We start from the raw sequence: 23,243 nt of genomic DNA, 5'->3' as shown, positions 1-23,243 counted from the left end.
TGCGAACTGTTAATCAGTGTTATATTTTGTTAAATATGGTTAATTACCACAGCGATTGCAAATCTAGTAATTTAAATTTGTTTTAGTTATGGGTAGAAGATTTAAATTACTGATCAGTTTGATCGTTTTAATAGGGGCAGGAATTACTGTTGTACTGGGGATTTGGCTTTATGGAAGTTACACAAATCGCCGCGACCTGTTTCTTTCTACCGCTGAGCGTTCGCTCTTCAATGCGGTCCAGGAGGCATACCAAGCGCGCAATGGTGATCGGCAGTTAGATGGGCCAGAAGCGGACCGGAATCGCCTCCTCCAAGATGTAAAACGGGAGCTCTCGGCTTTAGTGCCCGCTGCTGAATTGGATAAGGCTTTACAACGTGTAAATACCGAACGGCCTAAAACAGAGCGATTTGATCGCGAGATCCACAACAGACGGGAGAAAATGTTTCCCAAAGACCGGGAAGGGCAAGGCGCAATTGTTCCGCCCTTTCTGTTCCGCGACTTTGAGATGAACAAAGCCAACCTGAATTTAATCGAAAGAAAGTTTAAAGAATCCCTGAACAATAAGAGCATTTCAGTACCATTTGAAATGGCTATTGTCACGATTCCACACGATCAAATCAAAGATGCGCGCCGTAAGTACCGCGAAGCAAATCTTGCTTGGACAAGGCCCATGATGGTCAACCCATTAAAAAATGAATTTCTTGTGATCAAGTTTCAGGAGGATTGGAAGTATCTGCTGTATAGCTTAAGCTGGCAGCTGCTCATCTCACTGCTCTTGATTGGACTGCTGCTCGGGACGTTCTTCTATTTGATGAAAACCATTCTCAACCAAAATAAGATGGCCGAGCTGCGTAAGAACTTCGTTGATAACATGACACATGAACTCAAAACACCGGTATCTACAGTCATGGCAGCCATAGAAGCGATACAGTTGTATGGTGTACAGGATGATAGGGAAAAGATGAATCGCTATCTGAATATCTCCAAAAAAGAACTGGAACATCTATCCAATATGATTGAAAAAGTACTTCAAATGGATATCGATGCAACAAGGGGCATTGTTTTGCAACGTACTGACTTCGATCTTGTCGCCATGGTGAAGGGAGCCATTGAAGTTGCTCAGCTGAATAAAATTAAGCAAGTGGACTTTAAGCTTATTGCTGTTCCAAGTGAAATAAGGATCAATGGCGACGAAGCCCATCTAAAGAATGTGATCAATAATTTGTTGGAAAATGCGATAAAATACGCTGGACAGCAGGTTTATATTGAAGTGGAAGTAAAGGAAATGAAAGAAAATGTCCATATTCGTATTACAGATAATGGTAAGGGAATTCCTTCAGAATACCATAATCAGATTTTTGATATGTTCTTTCGGGTTCCTTCGGGTAATCTGCACGATGTAAAGGGCTTTGGTTTGGGGCTTGCTTATGTCAAGCAGGTGGTAAAGAGGCACGATGGCAAGATTACCGTCGATAGTGAACTGGAAAAAGGAAGTACCTTTAATATCCGATTACCGTACGAATAAACAGCATTATTTATTTTTCTGAGCGGAAATAGGGCTTTTTATAGCGCAGTAAATAGGCTGATTTATCCGAAAGATGTCTTTGAAACAAGGCCGAAATATATTTTGATTGAATGACAACCCTATGATTGAAATTTTATATGTAGAAGACGAGCCAAGTCTCGGAATGATCGTTGCCGATAGCCTGGAAGCTAATGGATTTCATGTTACCCATTGCAGTAATGGTCACGAAGCTTTGGAAGCATTTACAGCGGCTCGGCCAGATATTTTGGTCGTCGATGTCATGATGCCCGTCATGGATGGCTTTACATTGGCGACAAAAATACGCGAATCAGATACGCAGGTGCCCATTATCTTCTTGACAGCCAAAGTGCAGACAGAGGATGTTGTGAGGGGATTTCGTTTGGGCGGGGACGATTATGTCAAAAAGCCGTTTAAGATTGAAGAGCTCGTTGTGCGGATAGAATCCTTGTTGAAAAATAGTCCTAAGATGTTATTCGGCCAAAAGCTGATGATAGGAGACTATAGCCTCGATAGCTTAAAACATCAGTTGACTTATCAGGGTGAGGTACTTAAGCTGTCTTTCCGCGAAAGTGAACTGCTGCGGAAACTGTATGAACAAAAAGATAAAGTCATACCGCGGGAGGATATCATGCGAGCCTATTGGAGCCATGATAAGTATTTCACGGGACGGAGTCTGGATGTGTTCATCAGCCGTATCCGGAAATACCTCAGTCAGGATGATCGCATCAAGATTATCAATGTCAGAGGAGTGGGCTACATGCTTACCGTCGATTGAGAGGTGTTCCACGTGGATTGGCGATGATGGTGCATATTAACGACGGGTTTTCATTTCTCCTTTTCCGCCAAGTCCCCGGATATGGTAGGTAAAACTTAATATGGCATAGCGCGTTATGGCGTTGGATTGCGAAACTCGTACCCAAAGATCACTGACCTGCTGATTGATGTTTTTATTGTCATTAAATAGATCAAAAACCGTGAGATTGATTTCGGCATTCCTACGCTTGAACAATTTCTTGCCTATAGAGACATTCCATAACAAACTTGTTGTACTTGGTGAATTCAGAATGCTGCCATTGTAAAGGTAGTTGAATGTTGAATTGAGCGTCCATGTTTTTAACAAGGTCAATGCAATGGAATTGCCAATGGTATGTTTATAGACCGAATAATTCGATTTCTCGCTTGCGGAGTTCTTGGAAAAGGCGATGTTTCCATTGTAATCCAATCCGATGATGATATCCTTGCTAAATGCCGTGTTTACACCGACCCGTTGACTTAGGCCGTAGGTTTGCGCATTGACCTTTTCGAGATTCAATAAGGTGTAATTCTGGTTGAAATAGAGGTTATTGTTTAGGTTGAAATTAAGTTTCAATGGTTCAAAGCGGTATCCAAGGCTATTTTGCCATTTGAGGTTATAGACACCATTGAAATTTTCAGGCCTGATGTATTGCCCCCCCGGCCCGAGTATAACATCCGCTGTGATCGTAAAGGCTGAATCTGTGGTGAAAATGGTATTGGAGATTTTATGCTCAATAAAATCTGCTGTAAAGTCGGAGGTAAAACTTCTGCCCGAACCTTTATTGATTGATCTAAATTGTACCACAAGGTTGTGGTCATATTCTTGCTTTAGATCCGGATTCCCCGAGCTAATGCGTAGTGGGTTTTGATTGTCTATAAAATCCTGTAATTGCTCGATAGAAGGAGTGTTCGTCTTTGCATTATACCGAAACTCAACCCGCGTGTCTTTATTGAAATTATACTGGAAGTTTAGATTGGGCAGCAAACTATTGAAGTGGCTTTTTGTGGTCAGTGTAATGGGAAACAATTTATCATTGACTTGGGAAGCCGTCTGATAATCTAAGCCAATCTGAAATCTTATACTGTCTTTTTTGTTAAATAAGTAGGATACTCCACCGCTATGGTAAACAAAATCATTACGAAATTCATTGGAAAGACGGTTTTTTAATTCACCTAGCTGACCTGTTTCGACCAGAAATTCATAGGTCTTGCGGTCCGAGTAGCGCGCAGTATTCCGAAAAGTATAATTCCCTTGCAGCCGTGAATACGTACCGAACATCTCGGTATAAGCTATCTTTGAGCGAAAACCATTATTATCACCAATGGAGTAATTCCTGTTGTTGACGGTATCGACCCGGTTAAATAGCCCGTCTTTATAATAGGAATTCAGTGCAAAATTTTCAGCATGGCTCTTGTTGCTGTTAAATGAACCATTGAAATTAAAACTGATCGTGCGCCCCGGTTTGTTGAGTCTCCGCATGTAAGTGAGGTCTCCTCCCCAGTTGAAATTTTCTCCAAAACTGTTGTTCCTACGATCAGAGCTATTAAGTATTTCTGTAAGATTTAATAACGTATTGCCTGTAGAACTTGTATTCCTGTCATTATTCTGATAGGAAAAATTAGGTTGAAAGTCAAGTTTTTGAATAGAATCTATCCTCCAGTTTGCGCGGATAGAGAGTGCATGATTGTTGCTGTAAGTGCTGTTTAATTGATCCTGATTGTTGATTTGGTTGGCCCGGTTGCCTGCCGTATATTCTGTTTTACTTTGGCTGAGGATATTATTGTCCGTGTAGTTGTACGTGTAATTCGCATTGAAATCCATTCGGTCATCGAAAAAACGATCCAAATAGTTGAACCCGGCGTTGAAGCGAGTTGTCACTCCCTGTCCGGTACGTCCTCTTGTGTTTCCACGTGGAGCAAAGCCGTTGGGCTGATTGACATTGTTGGTATTGATGTCGATAGCATACTGACGTTTGGGATTCATTTTGGTCACCTGGGTATTTATAGCATATTTCTGGTCGGGACTCACTCCTCCAGAGAGCTTGCCAAAATATGATTTTCTTTTCTCGGGCTTGGTGACGATATTGATCACTTTCATACGTTTTCCATCGTCAAAACCACTAAATTTGGCCTGCTCAGTTTTGTCATCGATAATCTGGATCTTAGCAATCACATCGGCCGGAAGGTTTTTTAAGGCAACCTTCGGATCGGTGCTAAAAAACTCCCTACCGTCAATAATAATCTTATTGACAGGTTCTCCCTGTGCTTTTACATTGCCATCGTCATCAATTTCAACACCGGGAATCTGTTTGACCAATTCGTCGGCATCTGCAAAATCCTGTGTGACATATTTCTTGGTGTCAAATTCAAGTGTATCCCCTTTAACCTGTATACTGCTCGAAGAAATGTTAATTTCATCCAGTACAATTTCGGCATTAGTGAGTTTGAACGTTAGATCGATCGTTTGGCCGATTAGTTTTACACGCCGAAGATCCATGCTGTAGCCCATCGGCTGTGTACTGACCAGATAATCTCCATTGGGAAGTGTGCTACTGCTGAACCTGCCCAAAATATCTGTAGGAACCTGTACTTTACTGGAATCTTTTACCGCGATAATGGTGATGCTTGCACCTCTGATAGGCTGCGAAGTCGTATTATCGAGCAACTTGCCCGTAATATACTGTTGGGCTTGCCCGTTTGTACCCAATAATAAGCAGATAGAAAAGATCAAAATGGTCCAAAGTTTGGTCTTCATCGGTCGAGGTACAAATGTGTTTTAATGTATTGTTGACGGTTATATAATTTTATTTCCCAAAAATATGGCACTATTTGTTACGAATTATTATCATTTTAGTTACAATAACCCCAAGTGAATGGAAAGATTAGATATATTTGCAGTAGAATTATAAAATCAACTGAACAAATCTGTATAACGATCTAGTGATATACGGATATAGATTAAAAAAATAAAAGATGAAAGAAAGTGTTTTGAGTAGAAAAGAGCGTATTATGAAAGAAGCATTGTTGCTTTTTTCAGATCAAGGCTATACGAATACCTCTACCAAAACGATTGCCCAAAATGCAGGAGTCTCCGAAGCATTAATCTTTAAACATTTTGGGAATAAAGACGCACTGTTGGTTTATTTGATTAAATCAGGTTATCGTAAGGTCCTTACACATCACCGTGGTATGATGACCTATCGTGAACCAAAGGAATTTCTGCGCACGATGATAAACCTCCCGGGCAAGTTGGTCAGTGCAGAACCCATATTCTGGAGATTGCAGGAGCGTTTGTCTCATCACCCGTTTTCCAAACAGCAGCATGAACAATTTATGAAACCTGTTCAGCCTATTATTCATCGTGCTTTTAAAGAGCTGGGCTATGAGAGTCCTGAGTTTGAGACAGAATTCTTATTGCTGATCATAGATACCCTATGGAAAAAAGAGGCCATTGGAGAACTCGAAAATACCATGGAGTTGACACTCTTTCTCGAGAAAAAGTATCATCTGATTTAGAGTTCATGCTTAAATTATTCTATTTCCTGCAACCTGTTTTGGTCTTAATGTATCGCTGCTCATGAAAGTAAATGTGGCCTGATAGACACGTTATAGGTCGCAAAATAAGCTGTTCATAGTGGATACCAACTTCGGCGATAAGACGTTATTTCTGCGAAGATAAAACGGTACTTAGTCGTATTTTCTTCGGTTGCAACCGAAGCAGCACCGAAGCAGCACCGAAGGAGCTCCGAACAAGTACCGAAGAAGCACCGAACAAACATTGAAAGAGTCCCTGGCTTGCTACCCCGGTTTACCTCGCTTGATGTAAAACAATAGATCTCTAGGGTCGCAAGTTTATTTTCTCAAATATACAAGTCTTCAGTACCCCTTGTGCGTTGTATTGAAATGCTGTTTTATGCATGTTTATATGAAATTGTTGCAAAAACAATTTCATATTATCCAAAATAATAACGTTCTTAGTGGTTCTATTTTAAATACATTATACAAACTAATTTATGTTCAAAAAACTCGGTCTGGGAATATTGGCATTAGTCGGAACAATTTCTTTTTTGAAAGCTCAGGACAAAAAAGATTTTGTGAAATACATCAACTCGCAGCATGAATGGGTCGATGCGGTATTCAATACCTTGACGCCAAAAGAAAAAGTCGCTCAGTTATTTTTGGTTAGAGCACACACCAATCTAGGGCAGAAGTATATTGACTCGGTAGCTCAGGTGATACAGGACGAACATTTGGGTGGTCTAGTTGTTTTTCAGGGCGGTCCCGTACGTCATGTCGATATGTTCAATCGCTATCAATCCCTGTCCAAAGTACCTTTGATGATGACTTTTGATGGCGAGTGGGGATTAGGTATGCGTATGCCGGATTCAACATTGTCCTTTCCTTATCAGATGACTTTAGGAGCCGTCCAAGATAATCAGTTGATCTATCGCATGGGACGTGAGGTTGCCTTAGATTTCCAACGTATAGGTATGCATTTCAATTTTGCACCCGATGTGGATATCAACAATAACCCTAAAAATCCGGTAATTGGTATCCGTTCCTTTGGTGATAATAAATATAATGTAACCCAGAAAGCAAAAGCGTATATGGACGGTATGGTGGATGGCGGTATATTAGCTTCCATTAAACACTTTCCGGGTCATGGAGATACAGATGTGGATTCTCATTATGATTTGCCACAACTTCCTTTTGACAAAAAACGCTTAGATACCCTGGAAATGTATCCGTTCAAAGAACTTATTAAAGCTGGAGCACCTGCTGTTATGGTGGCGCACATGAATATCCCGAGTTTGGACGATACACCTAATATGCCATCTTCCATCTCTAAAAAGGTCGTTACGGACCTTTTACGTAACGAACTTGGCTTTAAAGGGCTAGCAGTCACCGATGCAATGGATATGAAAGGCGTAAAGAAGTTTTTCCCAAATGGAGAAGCCGACGTACAGGCGATTATCGCAGGACATGACTTACTTGAAGTATCGGAGAATAGCAAACGTGCGATCGACTTGATCCTAAAAGCCATTGAAGAGGGACGCATAGCACAGGCAGATATTGATGCGCGTGTTAAAAGAGTGCTGGCCGCCAAATTATGGCTTGGTTTAGATAAATATCAGGCCACAGCACAACAGAATCTATACAATGATTTACATCGTGCCTCAGCGGTTCAGCTCATTGACGAACTGTCAAATGCAGCGATCACAGCATTAAATTCTACCGAAAAAATAAAATCATTCAAAAAGGATTTACCTACCGCTATTATCAATATCGGAATTACGGCTAATCAGACTTTCCAGAATGAATTAGCGAGTGCGCTGACCAATGAAACACAGTATTTCGTCACAGACAGCATGAGTAAGGATGATATTAAACGTATTACCAAAGAAATCAAGAAAAATAAACAATTTATTATCGCCGTGCATGACACGAGACTTCGTCCACGTCCGACCATGGTATTGAATAAAGATGTTCAGAGCTTGATGAAGAAATTTGCGAAAAAATCGATCTTGACCTTATTTACCAATGCCTATGCTTTGGATGGTTTTGAGGCGACGAAAAAAGCAAAGACAATTTTGCTGGCTTATCAAAATGATGCCTTCATGCAGAAAGCAGCAGTAAAAACGATTTTGGGGCAAAATACGCCGAAAGGAAAACTTCCGGTTACGATCAACAAAAAATTTAAATACGGACAGGGGAAATAACGTATTATAAAATCACACAAACAGGATGCCTCTTCCGAAAATGGTCCCATTGCATTAGCAAAGCCATTTAGGAAGAGGCATTTTTTTGTCAAATTCTAAATTTCTTCGTTAGCACTCCTGCTATCTGATGGCTTACTTTCATTTTTCATGCGATCAATAGCTGTAACGACATATTTGTACTGTTGATGCTGCTTGATATCGTCATCCGTATATTGAAGCTTATCGCCATCAAAGGTGATAAAGATGATTTTTCCAGGATCCTTAATGTTCACTTTTTCATCGAGATTGAACCGATAGACCACGTAGCCATAAGCAGACTCCCCATCAGTGGCCAAATCTGGTTTTTGCCAAAATAAGGTGTTCATTTTACCATTGGCCGAATTTTTAACCAGAAGACCGAAAGGTGCATTGGGTGGGATACTATCTAACCACGGCATTGTAGGGGGTAAAGCTGGTGTACGATATAGGTCATTTCGCATGGAATCCTGCAGTCCAACAAGATTGTCCGTGAGTGATTTGGAACTGAAATAAATACTTCCTTCCACGTCGTGCTCCTCTCTTAAGTGGCGTACCTGTCTGGGAATTTGGCTGCGGTCTGTCCAGCCGATTTTATTTTCTGTAACACGATAAGCCCCATGCCCCACATAAAAGTGACGGCCATAGGTGTGTTTCTGCCACCAGTCAACTAAGATCTCATATGCTGCAGCACGATTTTTGAAAGGAAAGTAGATCTGGGGATTGATGTAGTCTATCCAGCCTTCCTGCATCCATTTTACACCATCAGCATATAGTTCACGGTAAGCACTCAGCCCACGGGTATCTGAGCCAGCAGAATTATTTTCTTTGTTGTCCCATACGCCACAGGGGCTAATGCCATATTTTACATAAGGTTTTATCTTTTTGATGGCAACACCAAGATCGTGTACCAGTACGTTGACATTGTTGCGTCGCCAGTCGTCAATTTTCTCGATTCCGTTGTTATATTGACCAAAGGTAATCTGATCCGGTACCGGTGTATTTCTACTATCAGGATAGGGGTAAAAGTAATCATCGAAATGAATACCATCTACATCGTAGTTTTTGACTACATCCATAATCACATCAATGATATATTTACGCACTTCCGGAATACCTGGGTTGAAAAGCTTCTTGCCAGCATAGGTGAAGAACCATTCTGGGTGGCGCTTGGTAATATGGTCATCCGAAAAATGGGCCGGATTTAATGTTGTTGATGCGCGATACGGATTGAACCAGGCATGTAGCTCCATCCCTCTTTTGTGGGCCTCGGTGATCGCAAATTCCAGGGGGTCATAAAATGGTGACGGAGGCAGGCCTTGTTTTCCGGTCAGGTATCTACTCCAGGGTTCTCTGCCCTTTGCATAGAAAGCATCGGCAGCAGGACGCACCTGCAAAATAATCGCATTCAGCCCCGCGCTGCGGTGTTGGTCCAGTAAATCAATAAACTCCTGTTTTTGCAGTGCGACATTATTGCCCGCTTTGACAGAGGGCCAGTCTATATTACCTATGGTTGCAACCCACACTCCACGAAACTCCCGCTTAGGTAGTTGTTGGGAATACGTTCTAATCGAAAATAAACAGATAACAATGGTAAAAAAAGAATATAAATATGTTTTTCCCGTCATTCTATAAATTATAGCCAACAAAGATAGGGAAGCATTTCTTACTTTTTCCCTAAAAAATGTAAGATGTTTGTTGGATACTTGTTAAAAGAACCTGAGCTTGGTTTTCAAATTGATAATAATGCAAATACAGGTAACATTGTACTTTATTTGTACTAATTTAGATGCGGTTTTCACAAAAGCAATAGCTTGATCAGCTAACCGCAATAAAAAAGATTATGAGCAAAGAACAAATATCCGTTTTTGACATGTTTAAGATTGGTATCGGCCCCTCGAGTTCGCATACCTTAGGACCTTGGCGTGCAGCCCAGCAATTTACCGCTGTGCTCAAGTCAAAAGGCCTATTGCATGAAGTCGAACAAGTCAAAATTCTGCTATATGGTTCTTTGGCAAAAACCGGTGCCGGGCACGGTACTGATATTGCTGTTCTACTGGGGCTAAGTGGAGATGATCCGGTTACCTTTGATGTCAATAGAGTGACACCCAAAGTCGAACATATCAAGGCGGTCGGTGAACTGGAAGTCGCTGGCGAACGGACGATTCCTTTTTCTTACCAGGAAGACCTCCTGTTTCTATATGCCGAAAGCTTACCTTTTCATCCCAATGCCGTTACCTTTCAGGCCTTCCTATCCAGTGGTAGGGCGATTACCGAAACTTATTATTCTATAGGTGGCGGTTTTGTGGTCCAAGAAAATGATACGGAAAGCGTCCTGTCTGAAGTAGATCTTCCATTCCCTGTGGATACTGCACACGAACTCTTGCATTGGACGATGAAAACAGGGCTGAAAATCTCTGAGCTGGTCCTTGAAAATGAATGTGCATGGCGTGAAGAAAGTGAAACCGTAGCAGGCGTATTGAATATTTATAAAACAATACACGAATGTATCTACCGGGGCTGTCATACAGGCGGAACATTACCTGGGGGCTTAAATGTTGAACGTAGAGCAGCCAAACTAAATAAGAAATTAATGCAGGGACGCAGTTATCAAGATTACGAGTCCTGGATAGCGGCCATTCGTGAGGGCGGCCAAAACTTCCAATATATTCTTGATTGGGTAAGTTGTTTTGCACTTGCCGTAAATGAAGAAAACGCCTCTTTCGGACGCGTGGTTACAGCGCCTACCAATGGAGCTTCGGGCGTTATCCCGGCTGTATTGCAATATTATATTACTTTCCACGACGGAATGCGTGAGAACAAAATTATCCAATTTATTCTTACAGCATCTGAAATCGGTTCGATCTTTAAGAAAAATGCAACGATCTCTGCTGCAATGGGTGGCTGTCAAGCGGAGATTGGCGTTTCCTCAGCGATGGCTGCCGGAGCGCTGACAGAAGTGTTGGGTGGATCGCAGCGTCAGGTTCTGATGGCTGCCGAGATTGCGATGGAACATCATCTTGGATTAACATGTGATCCAATTGGTGGATTGGTTCAGATTCCATGTATTGAGCGTAATACTATGGGAGCCATTAAGGCAATTACTGCTGCGCAGTTAGCACTGCAATCGAACCCAGATAAGGCAAAAGTGAGCCTGGATACTGTGGTTAAGACGATGTGGGAGACCGCTTTGGATATGAATGCTAAATATAAAGAAACAGCAGACGGTGGACTTGCCGTCAATATTCCATTGAGTTTGCCGGAATGTTAATGACTGTCTGAGTTTTCTCGTTTTTCGTATCTTTGACGCGGTAAAATAGATATATTCTTATAAATAGCGTAAACGAATGAAATATTGTGCAATCGCCTCCGGAAGTAATGGAAACTGTTATTATGTGGCTAAAGATGATTCTGCTATTTTGATAGATGCTGGAATCAACAGCAAACATATACACCTTCGGATGTACAATCTGGGGCTTTTACCGACTCAGATCAAAGCAATTTTCATTACCCATGAACATTCTGATCATATCAGAGGCCTATCAGTATTTGCCAAAAAATATAATCTACCGGTTTATATCACCAAGGGGAGTTACGATGGTACCCGATTGCATCTTCCATCCCATTTGGTCCATATAATCTCTCCGGACGAAGTCGTTGAAATTGGAGGTCTCAAGGTGTATGGTATTCCCAAATATCACGATGCCAAAGAACCCTGTAGTTTCCTTGTTTCAGATGGAACATACAATATCGGGGTATTGACGGATATAGGACGGCCTTGTGAAAATGTACAGCATGTTATTCAGCATTCGGATGTATTGCTTCTGGAATCAAATTACGATGAGGAGATGTTGCGTACAGGACGCTATTCGTATTTTCTGAAAAACCGGATCAGCAGTGGTTGGGGACACCTTTCAAATCGTGTTGCCGTCGAACTGTTTAACGCTTATAAAACCGATCGCCTTAAACATCTTATCTTAACTCACCTCTCCGGTGAGAATAATACGGTCGATCTGGTGCAGCAAACTTTCGAACCACACTGCGAACGTATCCAGCTTCATGTAGCAACACGCTATCAGGAAACAGAATTATTCGACCTGAAAGTTGTGCTAGAGAATCATGTAACAGCTTTTTCAATTCCTTCTGCACTCTCTTCCTAGTTTAAAATGCTCTTTTTGTTCGTTTTATGTCTTCAACTAAAGCGTAAGAATACTGTAAAATAAAAAAATTAGTTGATTTAAAAAGATTTCCTATTATATTTGCTTTGTTTTTAATCAGTCTAAATAACTCATGGTATGCTTACTTGGACAAAGAGAAACAAAAACACCATGTAATAGACGGCAATCTATCACATGGCGTAAATCTACATACAGCGGCAACTGAATGTAGGTGACTGAAACAGCACGCTGTGTCAGTTACTCCCGATATACGATATGGAAGAACTTGCAAGATAACGAATTTTATTGTTTTATTCGTTGTAGAGCTCGCTTAAACCAGCAAATTCTCCCATAATAAGTTGAAGAAAACTAAACATCAATCAACATATTATGAAAATTTTAATTTCATTTTTTACATTTCTTGCGGTATTACTGTGTAGTCATACCAGTCATGCACATGCCCTTTGGATTGAATCATCTTCTTATGGGACGTTAAACCAATCCCATGAAGTCAAGGTATATTACGGTGAGTTTGCAACGAATGAAAGAGATCAGATCGACAAATGGTACTCCGACGTGAAGGACTTCTCATTAATGTTGCATGCCCCTGGAAAGGAGCCTGTCAAGATTCAGTTGACGAATAAAGGTGATCACTTTAGCGGTTCATTTCAACCTACAGCAGCAGGAACCTATTTCCTGTCAATAGTTAAAGCACCTAAAGATCTCGGCGGCAAAACGAAGTATGAATTTTCTTCCTTAGTACCTGTTGTCGTAGGAAAGTCTGCAACACTTGATTATACGGCCGTAAAAAGCCCATTGCAGATTGAGTTGCTTGGTGCGGCTAACGCAAAAAAAGGACAAAGCGTACAAGCAAAGATCACCAGCTTTGGCAAAGTTGTGCCTCAGGCCAAAGTTTCTGTTTTTTCGGCTACTGGTTGGGGAAAAGAGTTTGTTGCGGACGAGAATGGTATCCTGAAATTTGATGCAATTTGGTCGGGGCCATACGTTTTGGAAGCAAGTACGTTTGCTGAGACAGCAGGTGAACATGAAGGAAAACCCTATGCTTCGGCATGGCAGGGAAGTACAACTTTTATTACCATCAAATAACTGCAGATACAGCGCAGACAAAATAGTAAAGGGTCCATCTGAAACGATGGAAACACCAATGGATCCTTGCAAAAAAAGAATATCTACTATAAAAAACATCTACCACACTACATTCATGAATAAAACTTTATCCTTTCTGGCTATTCCTATGATTAGTTCGGTTTTCTCTGTTGCACAGGCACAGACGAACAAAATAATTGAGGGAATTCTTATCAATGAAAAATCTGAACCGATCACAGGGGCGACAGTAAAATTAACCAACACGGGTACGACCACCAGTACCGATAATGAGGGGCATTTCGCTTTTCATAAGCTTTCATCCAAAACTTATCATATTGAGATTAAGGCGATTGGTTATAGTAAGCATACGATGGAGGTGAATGCAAAAGATGAGGTGACAAACCTTGGGCCCATCATCGTAAAAGACCAATCGCAGGCCATCGACGAAGTTGCGGTTTATGGTAAATACTATGAGCATTATAAGTTTGACAGTATCTCCGGATCGTTACGTCTTAAAACACCAATCTTAGAGTTACCTCAAAATATACAGGTTATTTCTTCTGATTTAATGGCCGATCAGCAAGTTTTTGATATTGTGGATGGTATTACGCGTAATATTAGCGGGGCTACACGTCAAGGCCATTGGGACAACCAATATGCCAATATACGTATGCGTGGCTCTAAGATCCCAGCATTCCGTAACGGGATGAATATCGAAGCTTCTTGGGGACCTACAGCCGAAGACGCGAGTATGATTGAGCGGATCGAGTTTGTAAAGGGGCCTGCGGGTTTTATGCTTGCAAACGGTGAACCTGGCGGGTTTTATAATGTCGTAACTAAAAAACCGACAGGAAATACCAAGGGATCTGTGACGCTGAATACAGGTAGTTTTAGTACGTATCGTGCTGCTCTTGATTTAGATGGTAAATTGCGGAAAGATGGAAAGCTACTTTACCGTCTGAATGTAGCTGGTCAACAGAAGGATTTCTATACAAAATATAACTATAGTGACCGTATTGTGATTGCTCCTGTCGTGACTTACAAGATGGATTCATTAACTTCATTGACATTTGAATATACCTATCAAGGTTCTACCTACTTGTCAAATGGTAATTATGCATTTTCGCCAAAAGGATTCGCCGATCCAGGTATTTCAAATGATTTTTTTGCAGGAGATCCTTCATTTGCGCCAAATAAAATCAAAGATCATAGTGCATACGTATATTTTGATCGAAAACTAAATTCTAAATGGAATTTCCATGGGCAGCTTGCTTATTTTAATTTTAAAATGATCGCTACCAGTTCGTGGGTGGGTGCGATGCGTGCCAACGGTGACATGTCTCGAACCTATAATATGGCTGATGAAGCAGGGGAAAACAAATTTGGCCAATTCTCGTTTACAGGAGAAGAATATACCGGTAGCGTTCGTCATCGTATTTTGGCTGGTGCTGACTTTGGTACTAAAAAATTCTGGGGTGATTTTTCGGCACTGGCAAAAGATACATTGGTCACAAAACCATTGAATGTCTATAATCCTGTTTATGGAATCGCGGAAGCGGCAATACCTAATCCCGACAGATCCAAAAGTATTAAAGTAAGGGCAGGGGGACAAAATTATGTTAACTCGGTATCGTATTCGTCTTTGTATGTACATGATGAAATGGCATTTTTGGAAGAAAAACTACGTTTGTCTTTAGGCTTACGTTATACAATAGCCCAAACTGTAGGGAAAACGGCTGTAGCGGATCGGACGGATAAAGCATTTACACCACGTGTTGGATTAAGTTATTCCATAGACAAATCAACAAGTGTGTATGGATTATTTGACCAGTCTTTTGTTCCGCAGGCTGGTACCGATTGGGAAGGAAATGCTTTTAAGCCCGTCAGAGGTAATGATCTAGAGGCAGGTATTAAGAAAGAGTGGGGTAATGGAAAATGGATTTCTACGTTGAGTGCATACCAGATCAAACGTAAGAATGCTTTAACAGATGATCTGGACCATCCAATTGCAGGTGGTAATAGTTTCTTTAAAATCGCCCTTGGCGAAACGACAAGTAAGGGGATAGAGTTCGATATTACGGGTGAAATTGTCAAGGGATTAAATGTTAATGCCAACTATGCATTGACAGATTCCAAAATATCGAAAGATGGAAAAGAAGAAAATATCGGAAATATCACACCGAATACAGCGAAACACACTGCAAATGCTTGGTTAACCTACCGTTTGCAGCAGGGACCATTGAAAGGACTGGGGCTAACAGGTAGCGTTCAGGGAATGTTCGATCGTGCTATTGGTACGACAAAAGAAAGTAACTTTAAGAATTATATAAGAACGGATGGTGGAATCAGCTATCAAAGTGGGAAATATAGTATTTCTGTGATGGTAAATAACTTGTTAGATAACAGGAAGTTGCTGACCTCAGGTTCGACAACTGCAAAAAATGCGAGTGTTACAGAAAGTGTTAGTTATTACACCTATATCGTAGAAGCTAGACGTAATTTCCGTATGGGGGTTACCTATAAGTTTTAAATAAACGATCTCGATAAATTATAGAATCGATGTATAGTACATTACTAATCGTTATACTCTTTGGAGCATACCTTTTTTACAACACGAGCAAAAAGGTGAAATTTGGCCCTAGGCCACAATGGCTGGAAAAACTGTGCGCACAAACTAAGTTTGTGCGCACTTTGAGCATATTGCTGCTGCTCTTTCCATTTGGCACTGTTCTCTATATGCAAGGATTTGGCGCGGGCTTTTTTGCATTTTTCGCCTATTTCATGTGCATGATGTGTCTCGTGGTGCTATTGAATCCTTATCGCTATTTCAAATTATACCCAATTGTGGGATTGTATGTATTTAGCCTTTGTGTTGAATTATTGATTTCCTAACCGATTAAATATGCCTGCTAATAAAAAATACCTCAGTACGCCCTTTCAGCGATTTCTGAAAATTACAGCCGGATTTATCGGTGGTTATGTTGTCATGCTCTCTTTTCACGTCTTGGTCACACATATTTTTGAGAAAAAGGATGTTGTTGTCACGGCTTGCTTCACGGGCTATCTCCTATGGGCAGTACTCTTACTGTTTGCTTTCCTTGCAAAGAACGGATGGAAAATATGGGGACTATACTTACTCTTGGCTGCAGTTTTTTCGCTGCCTTATTTTTTCAAAATGTAATTGACCATGAATAACCGAAATTATAATATCTATTTCAATACGCATACCATTAGTGGCATTATTATTTGCGCCATCCTGTATGTGATATTTTTTGCGGGATCATTTGCATTTTTTAGGAATGAAATCGCTGCCTGGCAGAATAATACGTCCTATAAGACCTATCGCGAAGATCACCAAAACTTTGATCGTTTGCTCGATTCACTCAAAGGACAAACAAATTTGCATGGACGCGATATCACGTTTTATATGCACCGGGAAGGGACCTCAGCCTATGTGGGCTTGAGTGCATCTAACGATAGCATCCTCAACAAAGAAAATCTAGCAAAGGTAACGCCTGAACAGAAAGCAGCAAAACAGAAGGGCCGCAGAAGAGGTGGAGATGATGATTCAAAGAACTTTACCTATAATTTTGCAAATAAGAAGTCAGGTGACTATACGCAAAATTACGATATGGGCGAATTTCTGTTCCGCTTACACTTCATGGCTCAGCTCAATCAGGTACCCATTAGGGTAGGTATAGCTCCCTTTGGTTATCTTATTGCTGGAATTACCGCTTTTATTTTCCTATTTGCTCTTATTACAGGATTATTGCTGCATTGGGACAAGATCGTCTCAAATTTCTTCGTGTTCCGACCGTTCAGTAAATGGAAAACGGTATGGACCGATATGCATACGGCATTGGGTGTTATCGGTTTTCCGTTTCAATTTATCTTTGCGGTAACAGGTACGTTTTTGATCATTAATTCTGTCCTGGCTTTGCCGCTGAGCAAGTTGTTGTATGATGGTGATCAACAAAAAATGTATCAGGAGATGGGGGTTAGTGCCGAGACCGATTTTCCTTATACCTACAAACCTTTAAAAGCAGACATTAAGATTGCTCCATTTTTGGATCTGGCAAAATATAAATGGCCTGAATCCGATTTTCAGCGCATTACGATCAAAAACTATGCAGATTCCAATATGCATGTTGTCATGGAGCTGGATCCGCAGTTTAATAAGAGCTTTGCTGGATCCGGTATATTGTCTGTGAGAGCTATCGACAATAAAATTGTGGCCGAAAAATCCCCGATCAGTGATGCTACTTATGCCGATGGTGTCCGCAGTCTTTTATACCGCCTGCATTACGGTGATTATGGCGGTTATCCGCTTAAGATGGTATACTTTATTTTAGGAGTTATGGGCTGTTTGGTCATTATCTCTGGTATATTAATCTGGCTGGTAGCACGTGACAAAAACAACGTAATTCCACGAAAGCGAAAATTCAATTTCTGGGCGGCCAATATCTTCACGGCAATATGTCTGACGATGCTGCCTGTCACAGCATTGACTTTTATTGCCATTAAATTGAGCCCAGAGGTTAATCAGGATTTTATTTACCGTGTGTATTTCTATAGTTGGCTCGTATTTTCACTGTATTATATTATCAGGAGAAGCATCCGAAGAACCAATCGTGAGACATTGCTGGTTGGCAGTATATTGGCATTTTTTATTCCGCTTGTCAATGGATTTATAACTGGTAACTGGATTTGGGATACATTTCGCAATGGACAGCGGGATATTTTTGTCGTCGACTTTCTATGGCTTATGATCGGTATTATTGGTGTAATCGCGTTTAACAAGACTAAAAAATTCTTTGAGACTATTCGTTAACAAAGATTCTTTTCTCTCTGCGAAGTAAGTATACTTCGTTTCTTAATTCCAAGGGCGCCCACAAGGTGCCCTTGGAACGTTTATAGGGTAAGGCTTGGGAAAAATCTTTGATGCCATGTTGATCCTTGATGGAAAAGTGGTAATTTTTCCAAAGAAGGTCCCCAATGATATTCCTCCTCCCATTCAGGTTGATGAAATAGACTGGGATTGATTTACTTGGAGTACGGCTTTCTTAGCGTACGGCTTTGAAAAATCGCCCAAGGCGCATCAGATCCTGTGCAGTCTTTTCGTTCCAGTCCACGGCATAGTTGAGCCGAATACAGTTCTTAAACTGATCATGCTGCGTAAACATCCTTCCTGGAGCAAAACTCAACTTTTGCCTAAGGGCATAATCGTAGAGCAGGGTCGAGTCTATTTTAGGGTCCATCTCTAGCCAAAGTACAAACCCACCCTCAGGCTGTGACATTTTTGTGTTTTCTGGAAAATGGGCCTCAATGCTGTTTCTGAAATTGATATAATTGCTGTGCAACTTTTGCCTTAAACTATTGAGGTGGTGGTCATAACGTCCGATCTGTAGGAACTTGGCAATGGCTTCCTGGTAAATTGCGGGCTGCGAAATCGTCTGTATGAGTTTTTGTTTTAGGATTTTATCCTTGTATTGCCCGGGCTCAACCCATCCGATTCGAAAACTTGGCGCCAACACTTTGGTAAATGATCCGCACCACATCACCAGTCCCTCTTCATCAAAATATTTGCATGGCTTGGGCCGTGACGAACCGAAATAGATGTTTCCATACAGGTCGTCTTCAATCAATGGAATATGGTGGTGTGCGAGCAGTTTGACCAGTTCCTTTTTATGCTCCTCGGGCATGAGCGCGCCCAGTGGATTGCTAAAGTTGGTAACGAAGCAACAGACATCAATTTTATGAATAACTTTTTTCAGGGCATCTAATTCAATTCCCGTAATAGGGTGGGTCGGGATCTCGATGGTTTTGAGCCCCAGTAGTTGAAAGGCCTGAATAAAACCAAAATAAAGGGGGCTTTCCACCGCGATGGTGTCGCCGGGCTTAGTGACAGCCCGAAGGCAGCTGTAGATCGCATTCATGGCTCCCGAGGTGATAATAAGATCCTCATCACTTATTTTTCCTTCAAGTACCAGTGACCATTTGGCAATTTCTTTCCGTAAGCTTGGACTTCCCTGTACCTGTCCGTATTGATCACCGTAATCATGCAGTTCATGAACCGACTCTATAATGCATCTATTGAGTTTCTGAATCGGAAGTAATGATGCACTGGGTAAACCCAGTGAAAAGCGTGTAATTTCCTTGTCTTCCAGGGAGTGAAAAACTTTATCGATCAATGCTGCAGGATCTTGTTTCTTTTCGTCGATTTTAAACGTGGAAATAGACGGAATAGCCATCCGACGAAGCCCCGACCGACTAACGAAATAGCCTGATTTTGGTCGTGACTCAATGAGAGATCTACTCTCTAATTCCATATAGGCGCTTTTTGCTGTATTTAAACTTACATTGTATAGCTTCTGAGCACTCCGGACAGAGGGTAAACGATCTCCATAGACCAAAGAGCCATTTTTGATCTGGCTCTCAACAATATTGGCTATTTTCTTATATAACAGTTGCTGCTCCATGCTTATGCTAATTTACTGTTTCTGTTTTGATTTAACCAGTTGTTATATCGATGGATTCCTTTTCTGAGCATTTCTTCCGAACCAAATAGATCAATCAACTGGTGCTCGAAGAAGGATTGTGCTTTGTCCGTAAATACTTTGAAGAGCGTGTCCGAAATAGGCGCTTCATAAGTAATTTCGATCGATAACAGATTTTTTTTGCAGATCGTTACGGACGAAAAAGCTGTTAATTGATTACATTGATCGAGTGCCATAAAAGGCATGCCTATGGAGTCTGTATCCAGTTGTTTTTTGTTGAGTATTTCTTTGATAAGCGCTAAATCAGAAAGATCCACTTGTCTGATCAGATACGGTTGATTTGCAGTTGTCGCCATAAGAATAAATCTTTTTGCTAATTTAAGAAGGGTACAGGATGCTGTTTAGGTACAGAGTGCTGTTAAAATAAGGGTACAGAAAAAAATAAGATGACCATGAGTTTTTTTAATTTCCATTTGAGATCTTTACACTAGGAAAAGGATATCTCTGGATCCATAAATTATGAACTCGTATGCATAGCTTGTTTCCTTTATTTATTGCGATGATCGCGATCATCGTATTGATCGAAATGTGGGCCACCAAACTACGGATAGCCTATCCCATTCTCTTAGTTCTGGCGGGGCTATTGATCAGTTTTATTCCCACTTTGCCCGTAGTGACGATTGATCCGGATGTCATCTTCCTCATTTTTCTACCACCACTGCTCTGCGAGGCCTCTTGGTCTATTTCGTTTAAGGAGATGAAGAAATGGTGGCGTATTATAGGGAGTTTTGCCTTCTTGGTTGTATTCTTTACCGCACTTTCCGTTGCGGTGGTTGCCAATTATTATATACCGGGGTTTACACTAGCACTGGGTTTTCTGTTGGGGGGCATTGTGTCACCGCCGGATGCCGTCAGTACGGGGGCAATTATGAAATTTGTTAAAGTTCCCAAAGCCACTTCTGCTATCTTGGAAGGCGAAAGTCTATTAAATGATGCTTCTTCCTTGATCATTGTCCGTTTTGCCCTTATTGCCGTTGGGACGGGGCAATTTATATGGGGACAAGCAGCGGTATCCTTTATCTGGATGCTTGTCGGTGGCGTGGGTATTGGCTTATTATTGGGTTGGTTCTTTATACAGGCACACAAACGCCTGCCGACCGATGCACCGTCGGACATTGCACTTACCTTGATTGAACCCTACTTTATGTATTGGATTGCGGAGCAATTCCATAGTTCAGGTGTGTTGGCTGTTGTTGCTGGAGGCCTTTTGATGTCCGGTCAGCGGTTGACATTTCTCAATAGTACGAGTCGGGTACGTGGTCTGAGTGTCTGGGAGAGCTTTGTATTTATCTTAAATGGTATTGTATTTTTTATTATTGGATTGGATCTTCCGGAGATTGTAGACGGTCTGCGATCCAATGGAACTTCGCTGCGGGAAGCTATAGGGTACGGTCTTTTGGTAACGGCAGTATTGATTCTTGCCCGTATCATCAGCTCGTATGCGGCAATGATTGCTACCCTAATTTTCCGTCCTGCTGTCGCGCCAAGGTCAAGGTCCCCTAAACAGCGTTTTCTAATACCCCTTTTGTTGGGCTGGACCGGCATGCGCGGGGTTGTATCACTGGCAGCAGCATTATCTATTCCTGTTGTTATGAACGGTATGGCTGTTCCGCAGCGAAACCTGATCTTATTTATCACCTTTGTGGTGATCTTATCCACGCTCTTGATACAAGGACTTACCTTGCCCTACTTGATCAAAAGGACCAGGCTGTTTGAAACTTTTGAAGAAGAGCCCGAAGAGCTGGTTCGTACTCGCATGAAGCAAGGGTTAAAACATCACGTTTACCAATTTCTAAAAGATAAACATGAGAAAGAGCTGCATAATCGCGATGTTATGGACCGTATTTTGAAACATTGGGAGGAAAAGGTGAATGCGGCGGATGATTCCTGGATGAACGAAAAAACGAAAGTGATATTTATGGAGCTTTTGGATGTGCAACGGGAGTATCTTCAGAAGCTAAACTGTGAGTCGACCATTGATGAGGGGATTGTTCGTTCGCAGTTATATCAACTCGACTTGGAAGAAGAGCGATTGCGGCGGATCTAACCATGTAGTTGTGTAAAGCGACCGACGAGAATAATACTTGTATAACAAAAGGCTCCAAAGGAGCCACGATAAAATATGAAAGTAATCATAACAGGAGCCACCGGAATGGTTGGCGAAGGCGTTTTGCTGGAATGCCTCCAAAACGAAAAGGTAACAGCTGTGCTGAGCATTTCGCGTCGTACCGCGGCAATTCAACATCCTAAATTGAAGGAACTTTTGGTTGAAGACTTTACTAAACTTTCGCTATTTAGAGATGCGATTGCAGGATATGATGCCTGCTTTTACTGTGCAGGTGTAAGTTCTGTAGGAATGAAAGAAGACAAGTACCGTTATATTACGTATGATACGACACTAGCTTTTGCAAAGTCCCTGCTGGAAATTAATCCGGAGATCAATTTTATTTATGTGTCCGGAGGAAGCACCGATAGCACGGAGCAAGGCAAGGTGATGTGGGCTAGGGTTAAGGGTAAGACAGAGAATGATCTGGCCAAATTACCGTTCAAAAAGGAGTATAACTTTAGACCGGGGGCAATGACGACTGTTGCAGGGCAAAAGCATGCCAATCCCTTTGCTTTTGTGGCCAAAATCATCAAGTTTTTTGCCCCTTCGGCAGTACTATCCTTGCATGAGGTCGGAAGGGCGATGATACATGCAGTGGAAAGAGATGGTGTTAAGAATATATTGGAGGTTAAAGATATTCGCGCTTTGGCTTAAACCGTTCGGGATGTTATGGTTATGCCCATTTCCAGTTTAGTTCTTCCCGATAGTCTATTTGAAGACGCTGACAAAGTTGCTGCAGGAAAACGTTGAATTCAGCGATTTCTGATAGTTGATTTTTTGGAAAAAATAATTGGTCAGCCATTTTTAATTTTATAAAAAAAGCCGAGGACGTTTCCGTTATATATTCAAATTGGTTGAATTGATATTTAGCTTCCATTTGATCACTTTTGATTTCCAGATGATCATCTTCAAAAGTGATGGTATGGACAAGGTCGATGCGGTTTTTGAACTCTTGGCTCCTGACATATCTGGTGCCGTATCTCTTATAGTATATTCCCAGGTATTTTTGAAAAAATAGGAACGCGAGTAGGCCGACAAGGATAATTAGAATTGCCAGAAATTTTTCATAATAAAAGAAAGGAACTGCGAGGATCAGCATCAACAACAAGAAAAGTAAGCGGGCATTTTTACGGGCTTTGATGATCTGTGGAGATTTGGACATGCTAAAAAGTATGGCTTCCAATTGATCTTGTTCGGAAAGTGTTAGTTTCAGTTCTTTCATAAGATAAAAATATCAAA

Annotated in this window: 18 protein-coding genes; 13 read left to right on the top strand and 5 right to left on the bottom strand. The window is 41.3% G+C overall.

Going from position 1 to position 23,243, the window contains the following annotated elements; genetic code table 11:
* Positions 1-88 precede the first annotated feature (88 nt).
* The gene (locus K2F45_RS25980) at positions 89-1,525 is read left to right on the top strand and encodes a sensor histidine kinase (protein WP_075994522.1); all 1,437 of its coding nucleotides are present in this window, start codon (positions 89-91) and stop codon (positions 1,523-1,525) included.
* 121 nt (positions 1,526-1,646) lie between these two features.
* Positions 1,647-2,321, top strand: coding sequence for a response regulator transcription factor (locus K2F45_RS25975; RefSeq protein ID WP_075994521.1), 675 nt, complete (start codon positions 1,647-1,649; stop codon positions 2,319-2,321).
* A gap of 36 nt (positions 2,322-2,357) precedes the next feature.
* Here K2F45_RS25975 and K2F45_RS25970 read toward each other — a convergent pair whose 3' ends face one another.
* A complete protein-coding gene (locus K2F45_RS25970; RefSeq protein WP_248932702.1) occupies positions 2,358-5,096 on the bottom strand; it encodes an outer membrane beta-barrel protein in 2,739 nt (912 codons plus the stop codon).
* Between the two features lie 218 nt (positions 5,097-5,314).
* On the opposite strand from K2F45_RS25970, the gene K2F45_RS25965 reads away from it, so the two are divergent.
* Positions 5,315-5,857 (top strand): TetR/AcrR family transcriptional regulator, encoded by a 543-nt coding sequence (locus K2F45_RS25965; RefSeq protein ID WP_075994519.1) that lies wholly within the window; start codon positions 5,315-5,317, stop codon positions 5,855-5,857.
* A 497-nt stretch (positions 5,858-6,354) separates the two neighbouring features.
* Positions 6,355-8,061: a glycoside hydrolase family 3 protein gene (locus K2F45_RS25960; protein ID WP_248932701.1), complete on the top strand. Its 1,707-nt coding sequence runs from the start codon at positions 6,355-6,357 to the stop codon at positions 8,059-8,061.
* A gap of 95 nt (positions 8,062-8,156) precedes the next feature.
* Here K2F45_RS25960 and K2F45_RS25955 read toward each other — a convergent pair whose 3' ends face one another.
* Positions 8,157-9,704: a glycoside hydrolase family 10-like protein gene (locus K2F45_RS25955; protein WP_088163243.1), complete on the bottom strand. Its 1,548-nt coding sequence runs from the start codon at positions 9,702-9,704 to the stop codon at positions 8,157-8,159.
* A 215-nt stretch (positions 9,705-9,919) separates the two neighbouring features.
* Between K2F45_RS25955 and K2F45_RS25950 the strand changes: the two genes are divergently transcribed.
* The 7 genes from K2F45_RS25950 (at position 9,920) to K2F45_RS25920 (ending at position 18,171) form a co-directional block, all read left to right on the top strand.
* Entirely contained in the window at positions 9,920-11,347 is a 1,428-nt protein-coding gene (locus tag K2F45_RS25950; RefSeq protein WP_075994516.1) for an L-serine ammonia-lyase, read from the top strand.
* A 76-nt stretch (positions 11,348-11,423) separates the two neighbouring features.
* On the top strand, positions 11,424-12,236 hold the full coding sequence (locus tag K2F45_RS25945; RefSeq protein WP_075994515.1) for an MBL fold metallo-hydrolase: 813 nt from the start codon (positions 11,424-11,426) through the stop codon (positions 12,234-12,236).
* Between the two features lie 387 nt (positions 12,237-12,623).
* Complete coding sequence (locus K2F45_RS25940; protein WP_248932700.1) at positions 12,624-13,340, top strand: DUF4198 domain-containing protein; 717 nt, start codon at positions 12,624-12,626, stop codon at positions 13,338-13,340.
* A gap of 115 nt (positions 13,341-13,455) precedes the next feature.
* Positions 13,456-15,870: a TonB-dependent siderophore receptor gene (locus tag K2F45_RS25935; protein WP_248932699.1), complete on the top strand. Its 2,415-nt coding sequence runs from the start codon at positions 13,456-13,458 to the stop codon at positions 15,868-15,870.
* 29 nt (positions 15,871-15,899) lie between these two features.
* On the top strand, positions 15,900-16,232 hold the full coding sequence (locus tag K2F45_RS25930; protein ID WP_075994512.1) for a hypothetical protein: 333 nt from the start codon (positions 15,900-15,902) through the stop codon (positions 16,230-16,232).
* A 10-nt stretch (positions 16,233-16,242) separates the two neighbouring features.
* On the top strand, positions 16,243-16,521 hold the full coding sequence (locus K2F45_RS25925; protein ID WP_145330364.1) for a hypothetical protein: 279 nt from the start codon (positions 16,243-16,245) through the stop codon (positions 16,519-16,521).
* Positions 16,522-16,527: 6 nt separating this feature from the next.
* Positions 16,528-18,171, top strand: coding sequence for a PepSY-associated TM helix domain-containing protein (locus K2F45_RS25920; protein ID WP_248932698.1), 1,644 nt, complete (start codon positions 16,528-16,530; stop codon positions 18,169-18,171).
* A gap of 232 nt (positions 18,172-18,403) precedes the next feature.
* Here K2F45_RS25920 and K2F45_RS25915 read toward each other — a convergent pair whose 3' ends face one another.
* Together K2F45_RS25915 and K2F45_RS25910 are read right to left on the bottom strand one after the other, a co-directional pair.
* Positions 18,404-19,819, bottom strand: a complete 1,416-nt coding sequence (locus K2F45_RS25915; protein WP_248932697.1) for an aminotransferase-like domain-containing protein — start codon at positions 19,817-19,819, stop codon at positions 18,404-18,406.
* 2 nt (positions 19,820-19,821) lie between these two features.
* Complete coding sequence (locus tag K2F45_RS25910; protein ID WP_248932696.1) at positions 19,822-20,193, bottom strand: hypothetical protein; 372 nt, start codon at positions 20,191-20,193, stop codon at positions 19,822-19,824.
* A gap of 173 nt (positions 20,194-20,366) precedes the next feature.
* On the opposite strand from K2F45_RS25910, the gene K2F45_RS25905 reads away from it, so the two are divergent.
* Together K2F45_RS25905 and K2F45_RS25900 are read left to right on the top strand one after the other, a co-directional pair.
* Positions 20,367-21,944: a Na+/H+ antiporter gene (locus K2F45_RS25905; protein ID WP_248932695.1), complete on the top strand. Its 1,578-nt coding sequence runs from the start codon at positions 20,367-20,369 to the stop codon at positions 21,942-21,944.
* A 75-nt stretch (positions 21,945-22,019) separates the two neighbouring features.
* On the top strand, positions 22,020-22,658 hold the full coding sequence (locus K2F45_RS25900) for an NAD-dependent epimerase/dehydratase family protein (RefSeq protein WP_248932694.1): 639 nt from the start codon (positions 22,020-22,022) through the stop codon (positions 22,656-22,658).
* 19 nt (positions 22,659-22,677) lie between these two features.
* Here K2F45_RS25900 and K2F45_RS25895 read toward each other — a convergent pair whose 3' ends face one another.
* Complete coding sequence (locus K2F45_RS25895; RefSeq protein ID WP_075994505.1) at positions 22,678-23,226, bottom strand: YcxB family protein; 549 nt, start codon at positions 23,224-23,226, stop codon at positions 22,678-22,680.
* Between the last annotated feature and the right edge of the window lie 17 nt (positions 23,227-23,243).

Source organism: Sphingobacterium siyangense (assembly GCF_023277505.1).
Classification (GTDB): Bacteria; Bacteroidota; Bacteroidia; order Sphingobacteriales; family Sphingobacteriaceae; genus Sphingobacterium; species Sphingobacterium siyangense.
This window is presented reverse-complemented; position numbering and strand designations above follow the sequence as displayed.

Bases quoted from the DNA above. Each gene is read 5' to 3' on its own strand.
- K2F45_RS25910 (WP_248932696.1), bottom strand. From the start codon at position 20,193: ATGGCGACAACTGCAAATCAACCGTATCTGATCAGACAAGTGGATCTT.
- K2F45_RS25955 (WP_088163243.1), bottom strand. From the start codon at position 9,704: ATGACGGGAAAAACATATTTATATTCTTTTTTTACCATTGTTATCTGT.
- K2F45_RS25895 (WP_075994505.1), bottom strand. From the start codon at position 23,226: ATGAAAGAACTGAAACTAACACTTTCCGAACAAGATCAATTGGAAGCC.
- K2F45_RS25960 (WP_248932701.1), top strand. From the start codon at position 6,355: ATGTTCAAAAAACTCGGTCTGGGAATATTGGCATTAGTCGGAACAATT.
- K2F45_RS25980 (WP_075994522.1), top strand. From the start codon at position 89: ATGGGTAGAAGATTTAAATTACTGATCAGTTTGATCGTTTTAATAGGG.
- K2F45_RS25970 (WP_248932702.1), bottom strand. From the start codon at position 5,096: ATGAAGACCAAACTTTGGACCATTTTGATCTTTTCTATCTGCTTATTA.
- K2F45_RS25930 (WP_075994512.1), top strand. From the start codon at position 15,900: ATGTATAGTACATTACTAATCGTTATACTCTTTGGAGCATACCTTTTT.
- K2F45_RS25965 (WP_075994519.1), top strand. From the start codon at position 5,315: ATGAAAGAAAGTGTTTTGAGTAGAAAAGAGCGTATTATGAAAGAAGCA.
- K2F45_RS25945 (WP_075994515.1), top strand. From the start codon at position 11,424: ATGAAATATTGTGCAATCGCCTCCGGAAGTAATGGAAACTGTTATTAT.
- K2F45_RS25900 (WP_248932694.1), top strand. From the start codon at position 22,020: ATGAAAGTAATCATAACAGGAGCCACCGGAATGGTTGGCGAAGGCGTT.
- K2F45_RS25940 (WP_248932700.1), top strand. From the start codon at position 12,624: ATGAAAATTTTAATTTCATTTTTTACATTTCTTGCGGTATTACTGTGT.
- K2F45_RS25905 (WP_248932695.1), top strand. From the start codon at position 20,367: ATGCATAGCTTGTTTCCTTTATTTATTGCGATGATCGCGATCATCGTA.
- K2F45_RS25950 (WP_075994516.1), top strand. From the start codon at position 9,920: ATGAGCAAAGAACAAATATCCGTTTTTGACATGTTTAAGATTGGTATC.
- K2F45_RS25915 (WP_248932697.1), bottom strand. From the start codon at position 19,819: ATGGAGCAGCAACTGTTATATAAGAAAATAGCCAATATTGTTGAGAGC.
- K2F45_RS25975 (WP_075994521.1), top strand. From the start codon at position 1,647: ATGATTGAAATTTTATATGTAGAAGACGAGCCAAGTCTCGGAATGATC.
- K2F45_RS25935 (WP_248932699.1), top strand. From the start codon at position 13,456: ATGAATAAAACTTTATCCTTTCTGGCTATTCCTATGATTAGTTCGGTT.
- K2F45_RS25920 (WP_248932698.1), top strand. From the start codon at position 16,528: ATGAATAACCGAAATTATAATATCTATTTCAATACGCATACCATTAGT.
- K2F45_RS25925 (WP_145330364.1), top strand. From the start codon at position 16,243: ATGCCTGCTAATAAAAAATACCTCAGTACGCCCTTTCAGCGATTTCTG.